Below are 24235 nucleotides of genomic sequence, written 5' to 3'. Positions count from 1 at the left end.
GGTGGGTAAATTCCATTTGGTATCAAACCGCCTGTTTATAAAACAAAACGGTTACTGATTGTCATTTATATGTTTGTTGTCTTAAAAACGGTATTTGTCCTGTATTTTTGCCTGTTTAAACAATATTCCTGCATAGGTTTAGTATAAGCACTACTTTAGCACTATGAGCAAGAAAAAAGAAATACTGTACCACATAATATTTTGGCTCCTATTTGTGGGGTTGGAACAATTATTAAAAAGTATAACGGTATATAAAGATTTAGATAACACATGGAGTATACTTCAGAACATTGGTTTTCTTATTCTAGAACTTTTTATTTTTTACCTTAATTATCTTTTTATTTGTCCTAAGACAATCCCTAACAAAAAATGGCGATTATTAGTTTTGGGACAATTTGGGCTCATAATACTGTTTCCTGCCATACGCTTTGTATATGAGGAAATTGTGCTTTTTAAGATAACCGGTTTTCATAATTATGACATTAGAGACCTGAGCATACTGTATTACATCTATGACAATTCTTATTTTTCAATAAGGATACTGCTCTTTAGCCTTGTAGGATATTTCATGAAATACCTTTGGAATACCACAATACAGGTTAATCAGCTAACATTAGAGAAAAAACAGGCAGAATTACAAGCTCTGAAAAACCAATTGAGCCCTCATTTTCTGTTTAACTCATTAAATGGTTTCTATTCAGATCTATATGACACTAATCCTGAAGTGGCTGCCGATATATTAAAACTATCTGAAATGTTGCGCTATGTTACTTATGAAAGTGAAAATGAAATGGTACTGCTGAAAGATGAAGTCATGTTCCTGCAAAATTACATCGACCTTTTTAAAAGGCGTTTTGACAGTAAAGTGGCTGTAAGCTTTACACATCCGGATGATTTGAAAAATTATAAAGTGCCCTCCTTACTGCTGATTCATTTTTTAGAAAATGCTTTTAAGCACGGTATTACCGACGATTTTGATACCCCAATAACCATAACTATTATAGCTAAAAACGGAAGGCTTATCTTTACATCGGTCAACAAATACCGAATTACAAAAAGCTATGATGAACATGGCATAGGAAATAAAAACATACGTCAGCGACTGAATATAATGTATCCTGAAAATCATACTCTAATGTTAACTCAGGATGCTAACTATTATAATGTAACACTCAATATTCCTTTAAACTAATGAGCCGGCAACTTACCTGTATAATTGTTGATGATGAACCGCCTGCTATAAGGCTTTTACAAAAATATACCGAACAATTGCAAGGTATAGAATGTATTGGCACCTGCACACGGGCTGTAGAGGCTCTGGTGCTAATAGAAGAGCATAAACCGGATGTTGTATTTCTTGATATACAAATGCCCGACCTTACCGGTATACAGCTTTCTGCAATAATTAAAGACAAAGTAAAAATTGTATTTACTACCGCGTATCCACAGTTTGCTATAGAGGGCTTTGAAATGAACGCTGTAGACTACTTGCTAAAACCGATACCGTTTAATCGCTTTATAGCAGCAGTAGAAAAAATACATAAGCAAAGTACAGAACCTGCCGCTGTAAAGCTGACCGCTGATAATACTACAGATAGCTATTTTTTTGTAAAAACAGACGGAAAAAACCGCTATCAGCGAATAGAAATTAAAGATATTAATTATTTAGAGAGTATAAAAAACTATATAGTGCTACACACCACATCAGAACAGGTAGTAACCTATAATACACTGAAATATTTTGAAGAAAACCTGCCTGATAATCAGTTTATAAAAATACACAAATCATTTATCGTTGCTATTGGAAAAATTGAAAGAACTGATAATAATGAGGTAAGGGTGTCAGGCAAAAGCCTGCCATTGGGCGATACATTTAAAAATGTTTTTTTTGAAAGGATAGAACGATTTAAGATTTAAAATTAATAAAATTGTATTATTTACCCTATTCAAAAAAGAAAAACAGGTGTTCTACTGTAATTCCGTTCAATCCACAATAAAAACTACTATTATGAATGTGAGTCAGTTAAATGGTATCTGTACTCAAATTCTACACTTACAACCGTACCAATTTCATTATATATTTTAAAAATTCCATCAAGGTCTCCGCTAAGGCCATTCATAAGCCTCATGCCAAGAGAGTTTATTTTTCGGTTATCAAAATCGTGTGGCAGGCCAACACCGTTATCGGCAATTTTTAAAATAAAATAATCGTCCACAGAATTTTGTAACGAAATGCTTATTATACCTTCACTGTTACCCGGAAAAGCATATTTAATGGCATTAGTTATGGCCTCATTTAAAATTAATCCCAAGGGCACAGCCTGAGAAACATCCATATCCATATCTTCAACATCCATTTCAAATGTAAGGTAGCGCGCAAGGTCAAAACTATCTTTTAGGTATTGTGTAAGTTCATTAATGTATTCGGGCATGTTGATAGCTGCCATATTATCAGACTTATATAGTTTTTGATGTATAAGAGACATAGAATGTACACGATGCTGGCTATCGCGAATGGCGGTTAAGGCGACTTTGTCTTCCAGATAGGCACTTTGGGTGTTGAGCAGGCTCATTACTATTTGCAGGTTATTTTTTACGCGGTGATGTATTTCTTTAAGAAGCCACTCTTTTTCAGAAACCAAATTTTGAAGTTTAATGTTCTTGGTTTCAATTTCTGCCTGTTTTAATTCTAATTCTTTTTGTTTAGTTTCCAGTATACGCTGGTTTTTTTGTTTAATTCTGTAACGGTTATACAACAATGCAATAATTAGAATTAATAAACCCGAAAAAGCAATTATAATGAGGCGTGTAACCCTGTCTTTTTCAATTTTTTCATCCTGTAGCTTTTTCTGCTCAGTTAGTAGCTGTATATTTTTAGCTTTCTCATTAATATCTTTGTCCTTTTTTTCGGTTTCATACTGTATCTGCATCAGGTTTATAAGATTGCCTTTAGACTCATCTATAATGCTATCGTTTACAGCCTTGTATTTTTGATAGTTTTTTATAGCCGATACATAATTTCCCTGCGCAGAGTCTATTTTAAAACCCCAGTTGTAGATACGTTTCCAAAAGGTTTTTGCATCTCCTTTTCGGGCATGTTGGTCTATAATTTTAAGATGCTTTTGGGCCTCATTAAAATTTTTTATTGCAAGATAATATTCAATAGAGCATTCATGCATTATAAAAACTCCTATTTCTCCAAGTTCTTCGGGTGCTTCTTTTGCAGTCGAAAACATTTCGTCAGTATATTTCTTTGCAATACCATATTTTCTTAATTTTAGGTTAATATTTTGCAGCCTACGTTTTATTGTGAATTTTTCGGTTACAGTTCCCGGTTTATAATTCTGTATCACATTATTAAAAAAACGGTCTGCCTCTTTATACTTTTTTTGAAAAAGCATAGCATTTACAATATTGCTCGCAATAGTATAAATCAAATAAGTATCTTTATTTATTACAGCATATTCATAGCCTTTTTCATGATATTTTTGAGCAAGGGCATAGTTTTGTAAATTAAAATAAGACATACCAATACTGTTGTAAAGAATTCCCATTGAGGTACTTTCATCGCCATTCTCTTCACCAAGTTTTGCTCCCATAAGTTCATATCTAATGGATTCTTGATGAATACCAAGATAATTATAGCTCATTCCCATTACAGAGTATAAAAGCACTTCACCTTTTAACTTGATTTGATTATAAACCTCCAATGCTTCTAATCCGATAATAATACATTTGTTATATTGTTCTATAGAGAAATACGTCATAGAAAGTTCGCCCAATCCATCAGCAAGAGCCTTTTTATTTGTCCCTTTTCTGTACTCTGATACGGCATTTTCGCTATACTTAATTTTCAAATCGTTATCAGGCCCATAATCGTAGTAATTGTTAAGTTCGCGGTAGGCATCTCCTAAAGTTTCGTGTGCATTTGTTTTTTTTTCTCCGTTAATTACTTTTAATGCAATTTCGCGTGCCTTATCTACATTTCCCTGAACATATTGTATTCTGGACTGTATAATATTATATTTAGCAAACCCTCTGTGATATTTTATTTGGGTACTTAATTTTTTTGCATGGTCACAATATACCATTGCACTATCTATATGATTTTTATTTACTTCTGTACCGTATAAAAAAGATCTGCTAATTTCTAACAGTGTTTCTATGCGGGCTGAAGTGTCCTGCTTATGTTTAAGCTGTTTTTTTAACTCTACAATTTTTTTAGTTTCCTGGGCTGTGCACAAAAAAGATGACAGAGCGATAACTACCAACATCAATATTTTTTTCATATGATATAATTTATGAAGGAACTTAATTGTAAGAATATAAATGTATATGTAATATAAAACTCTAAATAACATTTATTTAAATAAAGTAATTAACAAGTTAAATGTATTAAAAAAGTTGCAGCTTTTTTAATTTTCCTAAAATTCATCTATATAAAGCTGTATAAAACAAGCATTTAGCGAAATGTCGCTGCGAATTATTTTATATTTTTTCTATTTTATTGAAAAACAGTTGTTTATAATAAAGGCATAATGCTTGAAAATTACTGTGATCAGAAATCACTATTAGTAATATAAAAAAAGTATTAAGCGATGGATACAACATTTGATATTGTAGTAATAGGCTCCGGGCCGGGCGGATATGCCGCCGCTATAAGGGCATCTCAATTAGGCTTTAAGACCGCAATTGTAGAAAAGTACAACACATTAGGTGGTACCTGCACTAATGTGGGGTGTATACCAACTAAAGCATTGTTAGACAGTACACAATATTACCACACTGCAGCCACAAAATTTGCAATACATGGCATTAACCTAAAAGATATAAGTCTTGACTTTACTCAGCTTATTAACCGAAAGGCCGATGTAGTAAAACAAAATACAGCAGGTCTTAACTATTTAATGAGTAAAAATAAAATTGAAGTTATTACTGGTACAGCTTCTTTTGTTGGTAGCACAGAAATTAAAGTTTCGCGATTAAATGAAGAACCAATACTTATTAAAGGTACTTATTTTATTATTGCCACCGGTTCAAAACCTTCCACAATTCCGGGAGTGACCATAGATAAAAAGAGAATTATCACATCTACAGAGGCCTTGTCGTTAACTGAAAAGCCTAAAAGCATAACTATTATTGGCGGTGGTGTTATAGGTGTTGAAATGGCATCAATCTATTCGCGCATTGGTACGGAAGTTACAATTATTGAGTACTCTGATAGCCTTATACCAACAATGGACAGAGAGTTCGGTAAAGAACTCAAAAAACTATTTGCTAAAAACGGTATAAAAGTATTGCTTAACCATAAAGTTCAGGGAACGGTTAATAATGGAGATACTGCAGCAGTTACTTTTCTTGATACAAACAATACATTACAGGAAATCACAACTGATTATTGCCTTGTTGCTGTAGGCAGAAAGCCATATACAGAGGGTCTTGGTCTAGAAAACACTTCCGTAAAACTTGATGATAGGGAGAGGATTTCAGTTAATGAAAAACTGCAAACAGCCAACCCTAATATTTATGCTATTGGCGATGTGATAGCCGGGCCCATGCTGGCTCATAAAGCGGAAGAAGAAGGAGTTTTTGTAGCTGAAACCATCAACGGGCAAAAACCACACATTAATTATAATCTTATTCCGGGAGTAGTATATACCTGGCCAGAAATTGCTTCTGTAGGTTTTACCGAAGAAGAACTTAAAAAACAGGGAAAAGACTACAGGGTTGGCAAATTTCCGTTCTTGGCCAGCGCAAGGGCAAGGGCTGCAATGGAAAAGGATGGTTTTGCTAAAGTACTTACCGACCCTAAGTATGGTGAAATTTTAGGCATACACATTATTGGACCACGCGCTGCAGACCTTATTGCTCAGGGGATTATAGGTATGGAATATGAAGTTACAGATGAAGATATGTTCCGTATATCTTACGCACACCCTACATATTCGGAAGCATTAAAAGAAGCCTACTTGATTTCATCAGGACAGGGAGCCATAAACATATAACATCAGAAAAAAGTAACACCATAATTTTTTATATCATGAAAACTAAGAACAATACCATACTTATTACCGGAGGCGGCTCAGGAATAGGATTTGAAATGGCTAAATTATTTTCTCAGGAAAATAAGGTTATTATTACAGGTCGCAGCCCGGAGCGTTTGCAAAAAGCAGCATTACAATTAAATAATGTTACAACTATTGCAGCAGATATTACTAATGAGGCAGATGTTAAAAACTTAGTGCAAAGGCTCGGGGCAGAATTTCCTGAGTTAAATATTGTAGTAAATAATGCAGGGCTTGCCCATTACTACAAACTAACCGATGATAACGCCGATGCCTATACTAGGGCATCGCAGGAAATTCAAACCAACTATCTCTCTACGGTTCGTTTAACAGAATTACTCATTTCACAGTTAAAAAAACAGGAGGAAGCTGCTTTTGTAAACATATCTTCTATTACAGCGTTTGCTCCCGGAATGTCGTTACCAACCTATGGCGTCAGTAAAGCTGCGCTGCACAGCTACTCTCAGGTGTTGCGCATCAGCCTTGAAAAAGTGTCAAATATTAAAGTCTTCGAAATAATGCCTCCTTTCGTAGATACTGATTTTTCTGCCGAAATAGGTGGCAGCAAAGGCATAAGCCCTGTATATGTGGCATATGATGTTTTAGATGCCTTGAACAAAAATGAATATGAAAAGCACGTTGCAGGTACTGCCGATTTTTACAAGCTATTCCTCTCATCTCCGGCAGCAGCACTGGAGGCTTTAAATAGTGGATCTAATTAAATAACAATCAATAATATAAAATTTCATGAATACTATAAAATCTAAAACAATTGTTTTTGTAACCGGGGCTTTTGTAACACACGAAGGCTGGGGTAACTGGGTAAATTATTTTGAGAATTTAGGATACAAATGCATAAACGAGCCTTGGCCTTTTAAAAAAGGTACGGCAGCGCAATTGCGTTTAAGGCAACCTAATGATACAGACCTGGCAGATCTTAGTTATGGGGAGCTGGTAGATTATTATGCAAATATTATTCTTAAGCTCGATGAAAAACCAATACTCATAGGTCACTCTCTGGGAGGGTTAACAGTCCAGATGCTTTTGCAACGCGGACTTGGAGTTGCCGGTATTGCAATACACTCTGTTCCTCCACAGGGAGTTACAACATTTAAATTTTCATTTTTCAGGTCGTTATGGAAACCCCTCGGGCTCTTTAGTTCACTTAAAAAAACACACTTAATGAGCTTTTCCGAATGGCAGTACGCTTTTACTAACGGTATGTCGTTAGAAGAACAAAAAGAATCGTATGAAAAAAACACCATACCCGAATCACGTAGGGTACTAAGAGGCCCACTAGGAACCGAGGGTAAAATAGATTTTAAAAAACCGCATGCACCGTTATTGTTTATTGCCGGTAGTGCAGATCATATTATGCCAGCATCTTTAAACTATAGCAATTATAAGAAATATAAAAACAGTAACTCTATCACTAATTATAAAGAGTTTGAGGGTAAAAATCACTACGTGCTGGGATTGCCGTCATGGCAGGATGAAGCCAACTTTGCTAAAGACTGGATTAATGGACTTTAAGAATAAGCAAATTAGTATATAAACAGCCACCTCAACAGGTGGCTGTTTTTTTTAGGAGTCTAAAAACCAGTGTTTTATATTGTGTTTAATCAGCTAAATATCAATATAAAACAACGAAATAACGTGGTTTAGAAAAGTATGTTAAATTATAAACATTTGATTTATAGGTTTTTGTGATTTTGGTAAGCTGTTTGGAATTACTTTATCGAGCATGAAAATTTAATCAACCAAACTTAAAAATCAGAAGATCATGGCAAAGATAAAATGGATATTAGACACTGCACATTCCGAAATTGGATTTAAGGTAAAACACATGATGTTTACCAATGTATCTGGCAAACTACAAAATTTTAATGCACTGATGGAAACCAATATCGATGTTTTTGAAAATGGAACTGTTGAATTTGACGGGGCTATAAACTCTTTAACAACAAATAATAAAGACAGGGATGCACATTTAATGAGCCCTGATTTTTTTGATGCGGAACAGTTTCCTAAAGTAACATTTGAGGCTACATCCTTTATAAAATTAGACGAGGTTAACTATAAACTTACAGGCAACCTTACTATAAAAGGAATAACACAGGAGGTAACTTTTGATACAGAGTTTAGCGGACTGTTGAAAGATCCATGGGGAAAAATAAAAACGGGTTTCATCATTACCGGAAAAATTAACCGTAAAGACTGGGGTCTTACATGGAATGCCGCACTCGAAACCGGCGGAATGCTGGTGGGTGATGATGTTCGTCTTGATATAAACCTACAGTTTATAAAACAATAATTAATCAATTCTTAAACAATAATTTATCTTAAAATTTTAAATCATGAAAAATCTAATTTACTCAGCGGCATTATTGCTAACAACATTTGCAGGATTTGCACAGAAACCAAGTGCACAGTTATTAACTCCAAAAAACCATACACTTGTTTTGGTTGATCATGAAAGCCAAATGGCGTTTCCTATTACTTCTATCAGTATCGACCAGTTGCGCAACAACACGGCATTGGTGGCAGGAGCTTCAAAAATCTTTAAAGTACCAACCATTGTTACCACTGTAGCAGAGAATACCTTTAGTGGCCCTGTATTTCCTGAAATACAGGAAGTCTATCCTAAAGCAACATCTAATTATATAGACCGCACTACCATGAACTTTTGGGAAGATGTCAATGCTTATAAAGCTGTTGGAGCAAAAGGAAGCAAAACCCTTGTCATTGGGGGCCTGTGGACATCTGTGTGCATCGTTGGACCAGTATTATCGGCTATAGATGAAGGCTACACTGTATATGTTATTACAGATGCCTGTGGCGATGTTAGCAAAGAAGCACACGATCAGGCCATAACCCGTATGGTACAGGCAGGGGCAAGGCCGGTAACATCGTTGCAATATCTTTTAGAGCTTCAACGTGATTGGGCAAGAGCCGAAACCTATAAAGCGGTTACAGACCTTGTAGTAAAATATGGAGGTGCTTATGGTATAGGCATACAATATTCAAGGGCAATTATTAAACACTAATTTTTACTGCCGGGGCTGCTTATATACGGCCCCGGCATCTTTAAAAACCATCACTATAGAAAACATTACATCTTAAAATATACATCATGAAACCAACTAACAACACTATACTTATTACAGGAGGCTGCACCGGATCGGGGCTGGCTATCGCTCAAAAATTAGCAAATAGAGGTAACAAAGTACTCATAACAGGCATTTGTAAGCACAAACTTGCCGATGCTGTACTGCACAACCCTAACATTATTCCGCTACACTTTGATGTAAGTACCGAAGAGGGAGTTAACCAACTGGCCGATAAAGTGCTTGCAGAATATCCTCAGCTTAATATTTTTATAAACAATGCCGGGCAGGATTACCGCAATTCTCAAATATTTGAGGCAACACCCTGTAAAGAGCGCCTGGCGTCAGGCTATCTTGCAGGAATATATATAAGTGAAATGCTTTTACCGCTTTTGCAAAAGAACAGGAATTCGGCCATTATAGACCTTTCTCCAGTTACTATATCGCACACTTTAAATCAACAGCCTTTATTTTCGGAAGTTGTAAAATCTATAGTTTCCTACTTCAATATGCTCCGATATTCTCTAAGGCAGGTGGCTAACATTAATATTTTCGATGCCGTTTCTTTGGGAATTACAGAACTATCCAAACAGGAAACTATTGCTACACGGGTAAGTGAGCTTTTTAATCAGGAACCTTTTGTACTGGCAGCTACCGGGGTAGAGGCATATTTTCATTACAATAACAATTATTCATTATTAGCAGAAAGTAATTAAAAGCCTGTTGCATAAGAGAATGAATATTAAGAAAAGGTAAAACCTTTTTTATAACTGTTTTTCTCAAATTAAGGATTTCCTCAGTTTGTCGGAAAATATTTTATATACTTTCACTCCCTTAAAAATTTTATATGCTGATAAAAGTTTTCGGGAGTGCTGTATTTGGGGTAGAAGCCACCACCATAACCGTGGAAGTTAATATTGATAAGGGGGTGGGGTATCATCTTGTAGGTTTACCCGATAATGCAGTAAAAGAAAGTAGTTATCGCATAGCCGCAGCGTTAAAAAATAATGGCTATCAGTTACCTGTAAAAAAAATAACCATTAACATGGCTCCCGCAGATATGCGTAAAGAAGGCTCTGCTTACGATCTTACCTTGGCAGTAGGCATACTTGCGGCATCCGGCCAAATAAAAGCCGATGAGGTTGATAAGTACATCATAATGGGAGAGTTATCACTCGACGGGTCTTTACAGCCCATAAAAGGAGTGCTACCCATTGCCATAAAGGCTAAAGAAGAAGGGTATAAAGGTTTTTTCCTGCCAAAGGCAAATGTAAAAGAAGCTGCTATTGTTGCCGGACTTGATTGCTACGGACTTGAAAATGTTACTGAGATCATTAACTTTTTTGAAGGCCGCGGAACAATACAGCCAACCGTTATAAACGTTCGTGAAGAATTTTACAAAACCCTTGATTTTCCTGAATTCGATTTTAGCGATGTTAAAGGACAGGAAAGTATAAAACGTTGTATGGAAATTGCTGCATCCGGGGGGCACAACATTATTCTTATTGGGCCTCCGGGTGCAGGTAAGACCATGCTGGCTAAACGACTGCCCAGCATATTGCCACCCATGACATTGCGTGAAGCACTTGAAACCACAAAAATTCACAGCGTGGCAGGTAAGCTTAAAAATGTAGGATTAATGAACCAAAGGCCTTTTCGAAGTCCGCACCACACCATATCTAATGTGGCGTTAGTGGGAGGAGGGAGCTTTCCGCAGCCGGGAGAGATCTCTATGGCACACAATGGGGTACTGTTTCTTGATGAACTGCCCGAATTTAAACGCGAAGTGCTCGAAGTAATGCGCCAGCCGCTGGAAGACCGAGAGGTTACTATAAGCCGTGCAAAATTTACAATAACATACCCGTCAAGTTTTATGCTGGTTGCCAGTATGAATCCAAGCCCGGGCGGATATTTTAACGATCCTGATGCACCTGTAAGTTCGTCACCTCACGAAATGCAGCGTTACCTTAGTAAAATATCGGGGCCGCTTTTAGACCGTATAGATATTCATATCGAAGTTACTCCTGTGCCTTTTGATAAACTCTCTGATAATCAAAAAGCTGAGAGTAGCGTAAACATTCGTAAACGGGTTACAAAAGCACGGGAAATACAAACAAAGCGTTTTGAAGAGTTTGAAAACGTGCATTATAATGCTCAAATGAGCGCCAAGCAAATACGCGAATATTGCCAGCTTGACGATGCTTCTTTACAGTTATTAAAAAATGCCATGGAGCGCCTGAACCTCTCGGCGCGGGCATATGACAGGATACTGAAAGTTAGCCGTACTATTGCCGATCTTGATAATAGTTTAAATGTGCAACCCAATCATATTGCTGAAGCAATACAATACAGAAGCCTGGATAGAGATGGATGGCTGGGATAGAGGGATTTAAGATTTTTGATTTCAGAATTAAGATTTTATCTTTACCTTTATTGAATAAAACACATACAAGCCATGCTAAAACAGGAATTAAACGATCTATTTGCATCAATGCCGCAATTAGTTAAAGATAAACTGCAATCCGTTATGGATGTTATTCTTGAAAGGGCAGAAGACCTTGATAATGAAACTGACAAAACATCTGAATATTATGCCGAAGAGCACGAATTGATAATGAAAGAAGTACATAAGGTAAAATACCTTAACGATCAGTGGCAAATAATGAATGCTAAAAAAAATAATTAAGTAGAACAAAAAGCATTACTTTCGATTATAATTATTTATCTGATATTCTAAACCACAATCACAAGAGATTATTGATTGCTAACAATAATCTCAAATTAAAACAATACAAATATTTAAAGTTTTGAACAATAAAGTAAAGTCACTTTTATACAATTTTTTGGGTTTTGCACCCGTATTTTTACTGGTATATTTTCTTGCTGAAAAATTTACAGGATTGAGTGGTATATGGATACCCCTTGCAGCATTTGTAGCCTCTACCATACTCTCTCCTAAATTTCAGGTTGCGAAATTTCAGGGAGAAGAAAAAATATTTATGCGTTGGATATTTTTATCCGGAATTAAAGAAGTAAAATAACAACTTCAGAACTCTATATGCAAGAGGCTGTCTTTTAGACAGCCTCTTAATTTTTGAATTTATTCGTATATTCTATTTCTGTACCTTAGTATAGGTTTCCACTGTCATACCATCGGTTTTATCATCATACGTCTCTACAACAAAATCTCCCGATGCATTAAAATATCCAACAGATGTTGATGTACCTGTCCTATAGATATATTGCCCGTTAGACGTTTTGCGAACCTTGGCATAATCTTTATTATCAGGGGTAGCTATCCTGTAACCTGCTTTTTCTGTAACGAAAATATAGTCATTTCCACCCATTTGATAATTGCTTATTTGCCCAACTCTGGCGTTAAATCCATTATCCCTTTCTACAGTAGTAGAGGTTGTTACAACAGGAGTTCCTTCAACTGATTCTTTATTTAGCTTTTTAGAATCGGCATCTTTAATCTGGATTTGATTAACCGATTCGGTATTGTTAGTTTTAACCAGTTTTTTGGTTTTACCGCTACCGTCATTTACCTTTACAGTAGTTGTGGTACTTTCTTTTGTAACGTTCTGATTTACCTGTGCCGTGGCTGCAAGCCCCGTAGCAAACAGTATGGCTATTGCGATATTTTTCATTTTAGTTGTCTTTAAATGTTTATACCACAAAATTATAAGTCTATTGTTAAATAAATTTTTACAAAAATATAATGTATTTATAAAGTTAAAGAGATTTATTATGGATATCTCTATATCATATACAGTGCCTTAAAAGAATATAAAAACTGAACATCTTAGTAACTATTGTATTAAATGTAAAACCCCTATATTTGCAGCCTTAAAAAACAGTATTTTCATGAAAGCAGGAATAGTAGGATTGCCAAACGTGGGCAAATCAACACTTTTTAATTGTTTGTCTAACGCTAAGGCACAAAGTGCTAACTTTCCATTTTGTACTATAGAGCCAAATGTGGGTGTAGTAAATGTTCCTGACCCAAGGCTTGAAAAACTGGAACAACTTGTAAATCCTGAACGTGTACAGCCTGCAACGGTAGATATTGTAGATATTGCCGGTCTTGTAAAAGGGGCCAGCAAAGGTGAAGGGCTTGGCAACCAGTTTTTAGGTAACATTAGAGAATGTAATGCTATTATACACGTGCTTCGTTGTTTTGATAACGACAATATTGTACACGTAGACGGTAATGTAAACCCTATTAGAGATAAAGAGACCATAGATATAGAGCTACAGCTAAAAGACCTTGAAACGGTAGAAAAACGTCTTGAAAAATCTAAAAAAGCGGCAAAGGTAGGCAGTAAAGAGGCTCAGGCAGAAGTTGCTTTGTTAGACCGTATTAAAGATGCTTTATTACAGGCAAAATCTGCGCGTACAGTAGTACCACAATCTGCAGATGAAATTGCTTTAATAGAAAGCTTCCAGCTTATTACTACAAAACCTGTACTATATGTTTGTAATGTAGATGAAGGTGCTGCTGCTACAGGTAATGCCTATGTAGAGCAGGTGCGCGAACTTGTTAAAGATGAAAATGCAGAGGTTATGTTTCTTGCTGTAGGCACTGAGGCAGATATTACGGAGCTTGAAACTTATGAAGAGCGCCAGATGTTTCTTGAAGATCTTGGACTTAAAGAACCGGGAGCATCAGTACTTATTCGCTCAGCTTATAAATTATTAAACCTGCAAACATATTTTACTGCCGGGGTTAAAGAGGTTAGGGCATGGACCATTAATATTGGAGATACGGCACCGCAGGCTGCCGGTGTTATACACACTGATTTTGAAAAAGGCTTTATTCGTGCTGAAGTAATTGCGTATGATGATTATGTAACTTATGGTACCGAAGCTAAGGTTAAAGAAGCAGGCAAGCTGCGTGTAGAAGGCAAAGAATATATTGTTAAAGATGGTGATGTAATGCACTTTAGGTTTAACGTATAATATAATTTTAAACAATAACAAAAACCTGGAGCATTAATTTACTCCGGGTTTTTTGTTAATATGCTGTATGTATATTTATTTATGATAGCTTGCCTCTGGGCGTCGTCTATTTGTAACTGGTTTTTTATATAATTATCGATACCTCCAAATTTTGTATCTATAACATTAAAGGCCGCATTTAAATAGCGCTCATCTACCCCCATGAGGTTTTGTATAGTTTCTGTGGCGAGTTTTGGTTTAATAATCCTTGCTACTTTTACTTTTTTCATTATACCTTCAAGTTTTTCGCAACGGTAATAATCAGACATCAAATATTCGTTCACAATAGTCTGTCTGTCTACTTTAAGTATTGAGAGTATCAAAGCTGTTATAATACCTGTACGGTCTTTTCCGGCAGAACAGTGGTAAAGTACAGGCGTGTCTGCTTCAAATATCTGCTGTAAAGTACTGCGAAGTTGAGGGATATTATCTGCTATTATCGTTGTATACAGTTCGGTCATAAATTGAAATGACTGAGCCGCATCTACATCTCCTTTTATAACTTTCTTTTTTATAGTGCCAAGTTCGTTCAGGCTGTCCTGCACAATAGGTTGATGTACATGTTGCACACTTTGCGGCAAATGGTCGTTCTTTTCATATACTTCATTGGCAGTCCTTAAATCGAAAACAGTTTTAATACCTAAACCCTCAAACTTTTCAAATTCATTTTTTCTGAGTTTAGAAAGATTGTCAGACCTGTATATAAGTCCCCATTTAACTGTTAACCCATCTTTTGTTTTAAGTCCGCCAATATCCCTAAAGTTATTAGCATGCTTAAAATAAATATGGCGGTTAGAAAGCACAGCAATACCGCTGTCAGTATTTATAGTATAATAAGGCCTCGTATTTAGGTCTCTTTCAGCAAAAACTGTATCACTATTTATCGTAAACCGTTTTCCTGTTGGGTCTTTAATTTCGGAAGTACTATTTATTCCATTTAAATGCAGTTCGTACTCCCCCTTGCGATTTTCAATATAATTGTTTTCCTTAAGTGGAGGTGTGTAAAAGCGTTCGGGCAGTTGTGTACTGCACGATGTTAAAAGCACTAAACCAAAAGAAACGTAGACAATTTTCATGATATTATTTTCCTGCTGCTAACAAATTAGCCATGATCCTGTAAGCACCAGACACACCTTCAGGCAATTCCCTAAAAAAGCTTAGTCCGGTATAAATATAATGGCCCTTGCCATATTGCGCTACAAGCAGTCCGCCTTTTAAGGCTTCTTCGCCCTTATCATGAGAAGAAAATACAGGAGTAAATTCCTTAGCCCAGTCATCAGGATAATATAATCCCTGTTCCTGAACCCAGCCTTTAAAATCGTTAGCAGTAATTTTATTAGGATAGTTTAAAACCTTTTGTGCAGGATCTAAAAATTTAACCGAAGCGTTCTCATCTGTTACTCTTTTTCCGGAAATTCTAAGCGGGTAGGGGGCAATATCTTTTACTGCGAGCCTGCCCGGTGTATTATATTGTACAAGCATAGTGCCGCCATTATGCACATAGTCAAACAATATTTGTTGTTTAAATGCCAGGTCTTCCTGTACATTGTAGGCACGTATTCCCATCATTACCGCATCAAAACCGTTAAGTTTTTCGGCAGTGATATCTTCTGTAGTAATAAGCGTTACATCATAGCCCATCTGCTTTAAACTTTCAGGGATATTATCACCAGCGCCCATAACATAAGCTATTTTCTTACCTTCAATTTTAAGATCTACTTTGGTAAATTTTGCGGTAGATGGCAACAATACATTTTGCTGGTCTATGTGCGGATAGTCTATTATAGTCTGCTCACGGTCATATTCTTTACCATTTATAACGGCAATGCTGCGCCCTGTAGCCTCCATTGGCGTTTCCGGTGGGGTAACTTTAAAGCTTACAACCGTTTCACTCCCTTTTATTTTAAGGTCGAAAGGAATTGCAGCGGGCGAAACTTTCCACCCTTGTGGCAGTTCAAATTTAAGTTCGCCTTTGCAGTTGTCCTGTCCTGCTTTTATTTTGATACTAACCGTTTGCTCTTTTGTGTCGGTAAACAATTGCACTTTATTAAGTATGCGTGTTGTAACAGCAGGAACAACATCTAACGGCTGATAAACTTCACCTTTAACAGGGTCGTTAAATTTGTACACTATAGTGCGCTCAAAAGGTATCTGCACTCCGTTAATATCTATAGTAAACATTACAGCCAACTCGCGTATAATGTCTGCCTTGCCAATATTGAGCTGGTCATTTACCTTATACATGCCCGATGTTCCTTTTTCGGTTAGCCAGTATGGAGATGTGTAGGCAATATTCTCAGGCAATTGAACGTCAAGAGTCGTACCCTGATCTACATTGTTATCTAAGGCTACATTTTGAGATAAAGATTTATTTTGCGGAAGTAACGTTAACGAAGACAGTTTCATAGTAACATCACTACGGTTGATAGCTTCCCAACGCACTTTAAGGTTACTTCCGGGTGTAACTGATTGTTGCTCGGCAACAGCTTCAAGATATAGGCCTGCGCATTCAGCAATGATTTCTTTAATTTCTTTAAGCTTTTGTTTTTTCCAGTAACCGTCTTCAAGCTGGCTTATTTGCGAATATACTTTAACCAATGCCGGTATAGATGCTGCCGGATTTTTAAAGTCGTAGCTTTTTAATATTGCGGTAATGGCTTCTCCTATATTTTTTCCACCCTTAACGCGGTTCCATGAAGTGTCGATTCCTTCAAAAAGGTTTTGTTTGTCATTAAGCTTATCACCTTTTATAAGCTCTAAATATTCCATATCGTCGCCACGCTCTCCGGTGCTTCCAAATCCCTGTGATTTATGCCTGCTGCGGCTAAGTGCTGCTATTTCCTGATTTGATTTGCCTAAAAGCGGATAGTAGGTACCTGTGTGCAGGTTTACATATTTAGATTTATCTGCCTTTTCAAATTTATCTTTTCCTCCAAAAAACCACCAAGACACATTAAACAGTACCCGTTTTGGTTGCCATGTTTGGGTATATTGCAGTTGAGAGGGTTCATATTTAGCATCATTAGCCAAACCGAAAGCCTCCTGCGTAAGCATGGCCGATGAAGTGTGATGCCCGTGTGTAGTGCCAGGTGAGCGGTGGTCAAAGCGGGTAATGATCACATCGGGCTGAAAGTTGCGTATAACCCAAACCATATCCTGAAGCACTTGCTTTTTATCCCATATTTGCAGGGTTTCGTTGGGCAGCTTAGAAAAACCAAAATCGTTGGCACGGCTAAAAAACTGTTCGCCGCCATCTATATTACGGGCTTCTATAAGTTCTTGTGTACGTATAACCCCTAATAATTCTCTTAATTCCAACCCTATAAGGTTTTGACCGCCGTCACCACGGGTTAATGACAGGTATCCGGTGCGTGCCATGGTGTTATTTGCCAAAAACGATATAAGTCGGTTGTTCTCGTCATCGGGGTGGGCGGCTATGTATAATGCCGACCCAAGAAAGTTGAGTTTTTCTACTTTGTGGTATATTTCTGCCGAAGTAGGTTTTTCGGGCTGGGCATGGCAAAGAGTGGTTATTAATAGGAGAGAGGCAACTAATCTTTTCATAATACAAAATAAGGCTTTGGCCTTTAATCAAAAAATTCTTTATCGTCCTGCTTTATGGGTACAATGCTTACGCCCTTTTGCAAAAGCAGGCTGTTTGGATAGGTAATAAGCTCACCTTCGCGGTTACGCAAAATAGTATGGAATGTTTTTATGTCTTCTATCTGAGCTTCTATAGGAAAATCTTTATCGTGTATGCGTATTACATCTCCTATCCTGAAAGGGAATGTAAAGAACATAATGATGCCTGAGGTAATGTTGCTTAGTATAGACCATTGTGCAAAAAAAGCAACACCAATTATGGTTAGGGTGGTGCCAATAAATCCAAAAACATCGTCAGACTTAATACCCCAAACTGCAAATATTATAATGCAGATGAGGGCGAACATAAAAAAGTCTATATATTTGGATATTAAGTTAGTGCGATGTTCAGATAAATGTACTCCTTTAGCATATTTTCGGGTGAGTTTTTTTACCGAAAAATTGATGAGTACAAAGGAAAGCACCACTATTAGGGTACGCAAAATTTCTCTGTTATACTCTGTATCCAACATATTTATAGGCTTTCTGTAAATTTACATAAATATTGGTAAACTTTGTCTACCGGCATGCCTACAACATTGGCATAGGAGCCTTCTATCTTGGCAATGGCTACCAAACCTATCCATTCCTGTATGCCATAGGCTCCTGCTTTATCAAATGGTTTATAATTATCAAGATAATATTTTATTTCACCATCCGATAGGTTATTAAAAGTAACCCTTGTAGTTTCATTAAAAACATCTGTTTTGTTAATGCTTTTTATGCATACTGATGTAATTACCTCATGTGTTTTACCCGAAAGCGAACGCAGTATGCCAAATGCATCATCATAATCTTTTGGTTTCCCCAAAGCTTTATTTTGATGCCAAACAATAGTATCGCTGGTAATAGCAATTTCGTTCTCAGAAAGTGTATTATCTAAAGCTTTCGCCTTCAGTAGTGCTAAAAAATCAGTTATTTCAGTGCCCTGTAAATAGTCCGGATAAATTTCTTCTACATCCTTAACCCTAATTTCAAAATCTACATCAAGGTCACGCAAAAACTGTTGCCTTCTTGGTGATCCCGAAGCAAGCACGAGCCTATAGTTTTTTAATTTATCCTTTAGCATTGTACTGTATATTTAAGGTTATAACCGTGATTGATAACAACGTAAAGAACAATGCAATTTTTAGCACCGTTTCTAAATGAATAAAGTCTTTTTGCGTTTTGGCACTCCAGCCTTTTAGTATAAAATATACCAACGGCCCCGCAATGAACAACAAACCGTAACCCAATGATATTGTGAGGTCGATAATATATTTATTACCATAATAAAACAACATTAATAAAGGTACAATGGTAAAAGCAAGAGCTACTTTAAGTGCACGTGCCCTGCCAAGTGCTATGGGCAGGGTGGTTATACCGGCATTATAATCTTCATCAATTGTTGCAAGATCTTTTACCATAGTAATAAGCAGCCCAATTGCAAATACAAAAAGAGCATAGTCCAACATAAGGTCAAATAATGTTGCCAGTAGTACACGGTTATGGTCGGCCAGCATAGGGAACAATGTAAACACTCCAATGGCAACAAATGGCAAAGCTATGGTTAGTGCAATAAGGATATTGCTTACCAATATGGTTTGTTTAAGGCTTGTAGCATAAATATATAATGTAGCAGCCCCGGCAATAAATACTCCTGAAAACATTGGTCTACCTGTAAAATTGGCTATATAATAGCCAAGACCAACGCCAACCAAAGTAAGGGCAATGTAAATATTATAAGCCGTAGACTCTGAGTATTTTGTGGTATTCTCTTTTCCTACTCCTGCAACATTATTAATAAAAGCACCACCTGCAGCAATAAGCATAAAGGCTAAAACCATCAGCCCATATTGCCACTGGTTAAGAGCCAAATCAGTACCCGCCTGCAAATCTAAAAAGCCATATTTAAAAATAAACATGCCTAATGCCAGCAATAACACATTTTGCAGGCCAAACAATTTTATCAGTTTCATTTTTAATCTATCTGTTAACTACAGTCTCTTATCTTTTTATCTGAAATCTCTTTTTTATTAGTCGTAACGGGCATTAAAATGCTCCATCCATTTGCCCTGAACTTTCATAACCTGTTCAATAACATCGCGCACGCAGCCTTCGCCTCCTTTAATGTGTGATATATATTTACTTATTCCCTTGATCTCGGGTGCAGCATTTTGCGGACAGGTAGGCAATCCAACTAACTTCATTACATGATAGTCAGGAATGTCATCTCCCATATACAACACCTGTTCAGGCTTAATATTGTAAATATCCGTAAACTCATCAAAAGTCTCCACTTTGTTAGCTACTCCCAAATAAATATCTGTAATGCCTAAGTTTCGCAGGCGTATGCGAACACCTTCGTTTAATCCACCCGATATAATGCATACTGTATAACCATTTTCTACAGCGGCTTTCATGGCATATCCATCGCGAATGTTCATGTTTCTCAGCATTTCGCCATTTGGTGCAATATGTATAGTACCATCGGTAAGTACCCCATCCACATCAAAAACAAATGTGGTAATATCATTCATTATTTCTTTATAGCTTTTGCTCATGTGCTTTTTGTATCGATTGGGTTAAAAGTGTATAAATTTCTTTTTGATTTTCGTCCTCTAAAAAATTAAGATGGCGCTGTAATGTTGCCGTATCGTTACGCACAGCAGGCCCTGTTTGTGCCTCTAACGGACTTAAATAGTTTATTTTATCGGCGGTTTCCTGTATTAAAGGTTTAAGGATACCGAACGGTATATTCTTTTCATTACAAACATCGTTACCAATTTTATAAAGGTGGTTTACAAAGTTGCAGGCAAATACTGCGGCAACATGCAACGATTGCCTTTGTGCAGAATTTATTTGGTAGACACTATTAGAAAGCGCATGTGCCAGCGTTTGCAGTATAGCATAATCACTTTCAAACTCGCTTTCCAGGCATAGCGGAACAGTACTGAAGTCTATCTCCTTATTTTTAGAGAATGTTTGTAATGGATAAAATACACCACGGCGATTATTGCCCTGTATTTGCTCTAAGCCTGTGCTGCCCGATGTATGTACCACTAATTTATCATTAAATGGCAATTGAGCCGAAACCTGCGCAATAACATTATCGCTAACGGCAATAATATAAACATCCGCATCCTTCAATTCGCTAAACGAATTAGTTATTTTATCTATAGGAAGTAGGTAGTTTAAACTTTCAGGATTTCGTGCATAAACCTGTACCAACTGTACATTTTTGGCTACATCTAATGCCTTTATGAGATGCTGTGCCACATTGCCCGAACCTATAATTACTACCTTTAACATGGCAGCTAAATTAAAAAATAATACATGCCGCTCCTAAGCATAATTACAAAAGATTAGTTTAGGCAATAGTGTAAGGCTGTTTATTCAAATTTATTCTCTGTGGCAACCTAATAATTCCTGTTGCTATTCTTTGTACATTTGCAGCTTCAATACTGCAATAATGATCGAATTAGGAAAATACAACACCCTTAAAGTTGCCAGGGATACAAGTGTGGGCATTTATTTAAGCGATGGTAAAGATGATGTACTGCTGCCCAACAAATATGTGCCCAAGGAATTTGAAATAGGTGATGAAATGACCGTTTTTGTTTACCTTGACCACGAAGAACGTTTGGTTGCCACTACTTTAGAGCCTTATATTTATCTTAATGAGTTTGCGTTGCTGCGTGTGAGCTATACCAATAAATTTGGGGCTTTTATGAACTGGGGGCTTGAAAAAGACCTCTTTGTGCCTTTTAAAGAACAGGCACGCCCAATGGAAAAAGGCAAGCGTTATCTTATACACATGTTCTTAGATGAAAAATCTAACCGCCTTGTGGGTTCGAGCAAGCTGAGCCAGTTTCTTAAAAATGATGATATAACACTTGAAATAGGCGAGGAAGTAGACCTTATAGTATCTCACATTACAGATCTTGGAATAAACGTAATAATAAACGAACGTCATAAAGGTCTGCTATATACTAATGAAGTGTATGATGACCTGCATACAGGCGACCGTATTACCGGATATATAAAAGCCATTCGCGCGGATAAAAAAATTGATGTAAGCCTGCAAAAACCCGGTTTTGAAAGCATTGAACCCAATGCCGAAAAAATACTCGATGAATTGAGGGCAAGCCGAGGCTTTCTTCGTTTAAATGATGATAGTCATCCGGAAGATATTAAAACGGTGCTTAAAATGAGTAAAAAGGCTTTTAAAAAGGCTATAGGAACACTCTACAAACAAAAACTTATTGAAATTAAAGAAGACGGAATTTATCTTGTAAAAGCTTAACACACTTTAAGGTTATGTGTTTTACAAATAATTAAAACTTACCGATATTTGCTTTTTAAATAACAGAAACGAAGATGATGAATAAAAATACTGTGCTGGGATGGGCTACCTTTATAATGATATTGATGGGATTGCTGTTGGTAGGGCTTGGTGCATTTAAATATACGGAAGTTGCCGGATATGGTTTTGCAGCCGTAGGTGTGGGCTTTTTTGCTATTGCGTGGGTTTTCAATGCGCTTAAAGGGCGCGTATAGCAGCAATCAACTTTAAAATAAACCTGAAACTTTAAACAAAATAAACATTTAAAAAATGTCAGACGATAAGAAAGTAATATTCTCGATGTCGAAGTTAGGCAAGACCTATCCCGGCGCAAATAAACCTGTACTTAAAGATATATACCTTAGCTTCTTTTACGGAGCAAAAATTGGTATCCTTGGTCTAAACGGATCGGGTAAATCATCCTTATTAAAAATTATTGCAGGTCAGGATAAAAACTATCAGGGTGATGTGGTATTTGCTCCCGGATATACCGTGGGCTATCTTGAGCAGGAACCTAAACTTGACGAAACTAAAACAGTTATTGAAATTGTGCGTGAGGGTGTAGCCGAAACGGTTGCATTGCTTGACGAGTTCAATAAAATAAACGACAGTTTTGGCGACCCGGAAGTTTATGAGAATCCTGATAAAATGGATAAACTGATGGAACGCCAGGCTGTGCTGCAGGATCAGATAGACGCATCCAATGCGTGGGAACTTGATACTAAACTTGAAATTGCCATGGATGCCCTTCGTACACCGGAACCTGACACCCCTATAAGTGTTCTTTCGGGTGGGGAGAAAAGACGTGTGGCACTTTGTCGTTTATTGTTGCAACAACCAGATGTTTTATTGTTAGATGAGCCTACCAACCACCTTGATGCTGAGAGTGTATTGTGGTTAGAACAGCACTTACAGCACTATGCAGGTACAGTAATTGCCGTTACTCACGACCGTTATTTTCTTGATAACGTTGCTGGCTGGATACTTGAGTTAGACAGGGGAGAGGGTATTCCATGGAAAGGAAACTACTCGTCCTGGCTTGACCAAAAAGCTAAGCGTTTAGAAATGGAAGAGAAGACTGCCTCTAAACGCCGCAAAACTCTTGAGCGCGAGCTTGACTGGGTACGTCAGGGTGCTAAAGGCCGCCAGACGAAGCAAAAAGCCCGTTTACAAAACTATGACAAGCTACTAAACGAAGATCAGAAAGAGCTTGACGAGAAACTGGAAATATATATACCTAATGGCCCTAGGCTTGGAACCAATGTTATTGAGGCTAAAAGCGTAGCAAAAGCTTTTGGAGAAAAAGTATTGTATGATAACCTGAACTTTAGGTTACCACAGGCAGGTATTGTGGGTATAATTGGGCCAAACGGTGCCGGTAAAACCACCATATTTAAAATGATAATGAACGAACTACAACCTGATAAAGGTGAGTTTGAAGTAGGTGATACTGTAAAAATTGCTTATGTAGACCAGAGCCATGCAAATATTAATCCTGAGAAATCGATTTGGGAGAACTTTTGCGATGGCCAGGAACTTATAATGATGGGCGGACGCCAGGTAAACAGCCGTGCCTACCTTAGCCGTTTTAATTTTGGCGGAAGTGACCAAAACAAAAAAGTTGCTACACTTTCGGGTGGAGAGCGCAACAGGCTGCACCTTGCAATGACTCTTAAAGAAGAAGGCAACGTGCTGTTACTGGATGAACCTACAAACGACCTTGACATTAATACACTTCGAGCTCTTGAAGAAGGTCTTGAAAATTTTGCAGGCTGTGCAGTAGTAATCAGTCACGACAGGTGGTTTCTTGACAGGATATGTACACACATTCTTGCTTTTGAAGGCGATTCTGAAGTGTACTTTTTTGAAGGCAGCTTCTCTGAATATGAAGAGAATCGTAAAAAACGCCTTGGAGGTGATCTAACTCCTAAGCGAATTAAATATAAAAAACTTATACGTGGTTAATTGGTAACCCTATTTAGATTTCAAGCCGTCTGGAAACTTTTTCAGACGGCTTTTTTATTGAGTGTTCTTTAATTCATTCGCTTATTGCTTTCTCCAATGACCAATTAAATACATCACTTAATTGCTTCAAA

Annotated in this window: 24 protein-coding genes; 15 read left to right on the top strand and 9 right to left on the bottom strand. The window is 37.0% G+C overall.

The window, feature by feature from the left end; all coding sequences use genetic code 11:
* The first annotated feature begins 163 nt into the window (after positions 1-163).
* Both GR160_RS04600 and GR160_RS04595 read left to right on the top strand, forming a co-directional pair.
* Complete coding sequence (locus GR160_RS04600; RefSeq protein WP_160748649.1) at positions 164-1192, top strand: sensor histidine kinase; 1029 nt, start codon at positions 164-166, stop codon at positions 1190-1192.
* A complete protein-coding gene (locus GR160_RS04595; RefSeq protein WP_160748648.1) occupies positions 1192-1917 on the top strand; it encodes a LytTR family DNA-binding domain-containing protein in 726 nt (241 codons plus the stop codon). Before GR160_RS04600 ends, GR160_RS04595 begins: the two co-directional genes overlap by 1 nt.
* An 89-nt stretch (positions 1918-2006) precedes the next feature.
* On the opposite strand, the gene GR160_RS04590 is transcribed toward GR160_RS04595, so the two are convergent.
* A complete protein-coding gene (locus GR160_RS04590) occupies positions 2007-4289 on the bottom strand; it encodes a histidine kinase dimerization/phosphoacceptor domain -containing protein (protein WP_160748647.1) in 2283 nt (760 codons plus the stop codon).
* Between the two features lie 309 nt (positions 4290-4598).
* Here GR160_RS04590 and lpdA point away from each other — a divergent pair, with 309 nt between their 5' ends.
* The 9 genes from lpdA (at position 4599) to GR160_RS04545 (ending at position 12213) form a co-directional block, all read left to right on the top strand.
* On the top strand, positions 4599-6005 hold the full coding sequence (gene lpdA, locus GR160_RS04585) for a dihydrolipoyl dehydrogenase (RefSeq protein ID WP_160748646.1): 1407 nt from the start codon (positions 4599-4601) through the stop codon (positions 6003-6005).
* 35 nt (positions 6006-6040) lie between these two features.
* Positions 6041-6787, top strand: a complete 747-nt coding sequence (locus GR160_RS04580; RefSeq protein ID WP_160748645.1) for an SDR family oxidoreductase — start codon at positions 6041-6043, stop codon at positions 6785-6787.
* Between the two features lie 25 nt (positions 6788-6812).
* On the top strand, positions 6813-7598 hold the full coding sequence (locus GR160_RS04575) for an alpha/beta fold hydrolase (RefSeq protein ID WP_160748644.1): 786 nt from the start codon (positions 6813-6815) through the stop codon (positions 7596-7598).
* A gap of 250 nt (positions 7599-7848) precedes the next feature.
* Positions 7849-8379: a YceI family protein gene (locus GR160_RS04570; RefSeq protein WP_160748643.1), complete on the top strand. Its 531-nt coding sequence runs from the start codon at positions 7849-7851 to the stop codon at positions 8377-8379.
* Between the two features lie 43 nt (positions 8380-8422).
* A complete protein-coding gene (locus GR160_RS04565) occupies positions 8423-9112 on the top strand; it encodes a hydrolase (protein ID WP_160748642.1) in 690 nt (229 codons plus the stop codon).
* Between the two features lie 86 nt (positions 9113-9198).
* Positions 9199-9888, top strand: coding sequence for an SDR family NAD(P)-dependent oxidoreductase (locus GR160_RS04560; RefSeq protein ID WP_160748641.1), 690 nt, complete (start codon positions 9199-9201; stop codon positions 9886-9888).
* A gap of 131 nt (positions 9889-10019) precedes the next feature.
* The gene (locus GR160_RS04555) at positions 10020-11555 is read left to right on the top strand and encodes a YifB family Mg chelatase-like AAA ATPase (protein ID WP_160748640.1); all 1536 of its coding nucleotides are present in this window, start codon (positions 10020-10022) and stop codon (positions 11553-11555) included.
* Positions 11556-11627: 72 nt separating this feature from the next.
* Complete coding sequence (locus GR160_RS04550) at positions 11628-11858, top strand: hypothetical protein (protein ID WP_160748639.1); 231 nt, start codon at positions 11628-11630, stop codon at positions 11856-11858.
* A gap of 121 nt (positions 11859-11979) precedes the next feature.
* Positions 11980-12213 (top strand): hypothetical protein, encoded by a 234-nt coding sequence (locus GR160_RS04545; protein WP_160748638.1) that lies wholly within the window; start codon positions 11980-11982, stop codon positions 12211-12213.
* 72 nt (positions 12214-12285) lie between these two features.
* Here the strand turns inward: GR160_RS04545 and GR160_RS04540 are convergent, their stop codons facing one another.
* A complete protein-coding gene (locus GR160_RS04540; RefSeq protein ID WP_160748637.1) occupies positions 12286-12822 on the bottom strand; it encodes a hypothetical protein in 537 nt (178 codons plus the stop codon).
* 217 nt (positions 12823-13039) lie between these two features.
* On the opposite strand from GR160_RS04540, the gene ychF reads away from it, so the two are divergent.
* Entirely contained in the window at positions 13040-14134 is a 1095-nt protein-coding gene (ychF, locus tag GR160_RS04535; protein ID WP_160748636.1) for a redox-regulated ATPase YchF, read from the top strand.
* Between the two features lie 38 nt (positions 14135-14172).
* On the opposite strand, the gene GR160_RS04530 is transcribed toward ychF, so the two are convergent.
* From GR160_RS04530 to GR160_RS04500, 7 genes are read right to left on the bottom strand one after another with little or no spacing between them, the layout of a single operon-like run.
* Entirely contained in the window at positions 14173-15249 is a 1077-nt protein-coding gene (locus GR160_RS04530) for a tyrosine-protein phosphatase (protein ID WP_160748635.1), read from the bottom strand.
* A 4-nt stretch (positions 15250-15253) separates the two neighbouring features.
* Positions 15254-17737, bottom strand: coding sequence for a PIG-L family deacetylase (locus GR160_RS04525; RefSeq protein ID WP_160748634.1), 2484 nt, complete (start codon positions 17735-17737; stop codon positions 15254-15256).
* A gap of 23 nt (positions 17738-17760) precedes the next feature.
* Positions 17761-18288 carry a mechanosensitive ion channel domain-containing protein gene (locus GR160_RS04520; protein ID WP_160748633.1) on the bottom strand — a complete coding sequence of 176 codons (528 nt, stop codon included), beginning with the start codon at positions 18286-18288 and terminating at the stop codon, positions 17761-17763.
* Between the two features lie 2 nt (positions 18289-18290).
* Positions 18291-18884 (bottom strand): Maf-like protein, encoded by a 594-nt coding sequence (locus tag GR160_RS04515; protein ID WP_160748632.1) that lies wholly within the window; start codon positions 18882-18884, stop codon positions 18291-18293.
* Positions 18871-19773 (bottom strand): UbiA family prenyltransferase, encoded by a 903-nt coding sequence (locus GR160_RS04510; protein WP_160748631.1) that lies wholly within the window; start codon positions 19771-19773, stop codon positions 18871-18873. Before GR160_RS04510 ends, GR160_RS04515 begins: the two co-directional genes overlap by 14 nt.
* Before the next feature lie 57 nt (positions 19774-19830).
* Positions 19831-20358 carry an HAD family hydrolase gene (locus GR160_RS04505; protein WP_160748630.1) on the bottom strand — a complete coding sequence of 176 codons (528 nt, stop codon included), beginning with the start codon at positions 20356-20358 and terminating at the stop codon, positions 19831-19833.
* Positions 20342-21106, bottom strand: a complete 765-nt coding sequence (locus GR160_RS04500) for a Rossmann-like and DUF2520 domain-containing protein (protein ID WP_160748629.1) — start codon at positions 21104-21106, stop codon at positions 20342-20344. Before GR160_RS04500 ends, GR160_RS04505 begins: the two co-directional genes overlap by 17 nt.
* A 160-nt stretch (positions 21107-21266) precedes the next feature.
* Between GR160_RS04500 and GR160_RS04495 the strand changes: the two genes are divergently transcribed.
* The 3 genes from GR160_RS04495 (at position 21267) to ettA (ending at position 24104) form a co-directional block, all read left to right on the top strand.
* Complete coding sequence (locus tag GR160_RS04495; protein WP_160748628.1) at positions 21267-22100, top strand: S1 RNA-binding domain-containing protein; 834 nt, start codon at positions 21267-21269, stop codon at positions 22098-22100.
* Between the two features lie 77 nt (positions 22101-22177).
* Positions 22178-22354, top strand: a complete 177-nt coding sequence (locus tag GR160_RS19270) for a CAL67264 family membrane protein (RefSeq protein WP_237421173.1) — start codon at positions 22178-22180, stop codon at positions 22352-22354.
* 55 nt (positions 22355-22409) lie between these two features.
* The gene (ettA, locus tag GR160_RS04490; RefSeq protein WP_160748627.1) at positions 22410-24104 is read left to right on the top strand and encodes an energy-dependent translational throttle protein EttA; all 1695 of its coding nucleotides are present in this window, start codon (positions 22410-22412) and stop codon (positions 24102-24104) included.
* Positions 24105-24235: the final 131 nt, after the last annotated feature.

It is taken from the genome of Flavobacterium sp. Sd200, from assembly GCF_009826935.1.
Classification (GTDB): Bacteria; Bacteroidota; Bacteroidia; order Flavobacteriales; family Flavobacteriaceae; genus Flavobacterium.
Note: the sequence above shows the minus strand (reverse complement) of the source record. Positions and strands in the feature narration are given on the sequence as shown.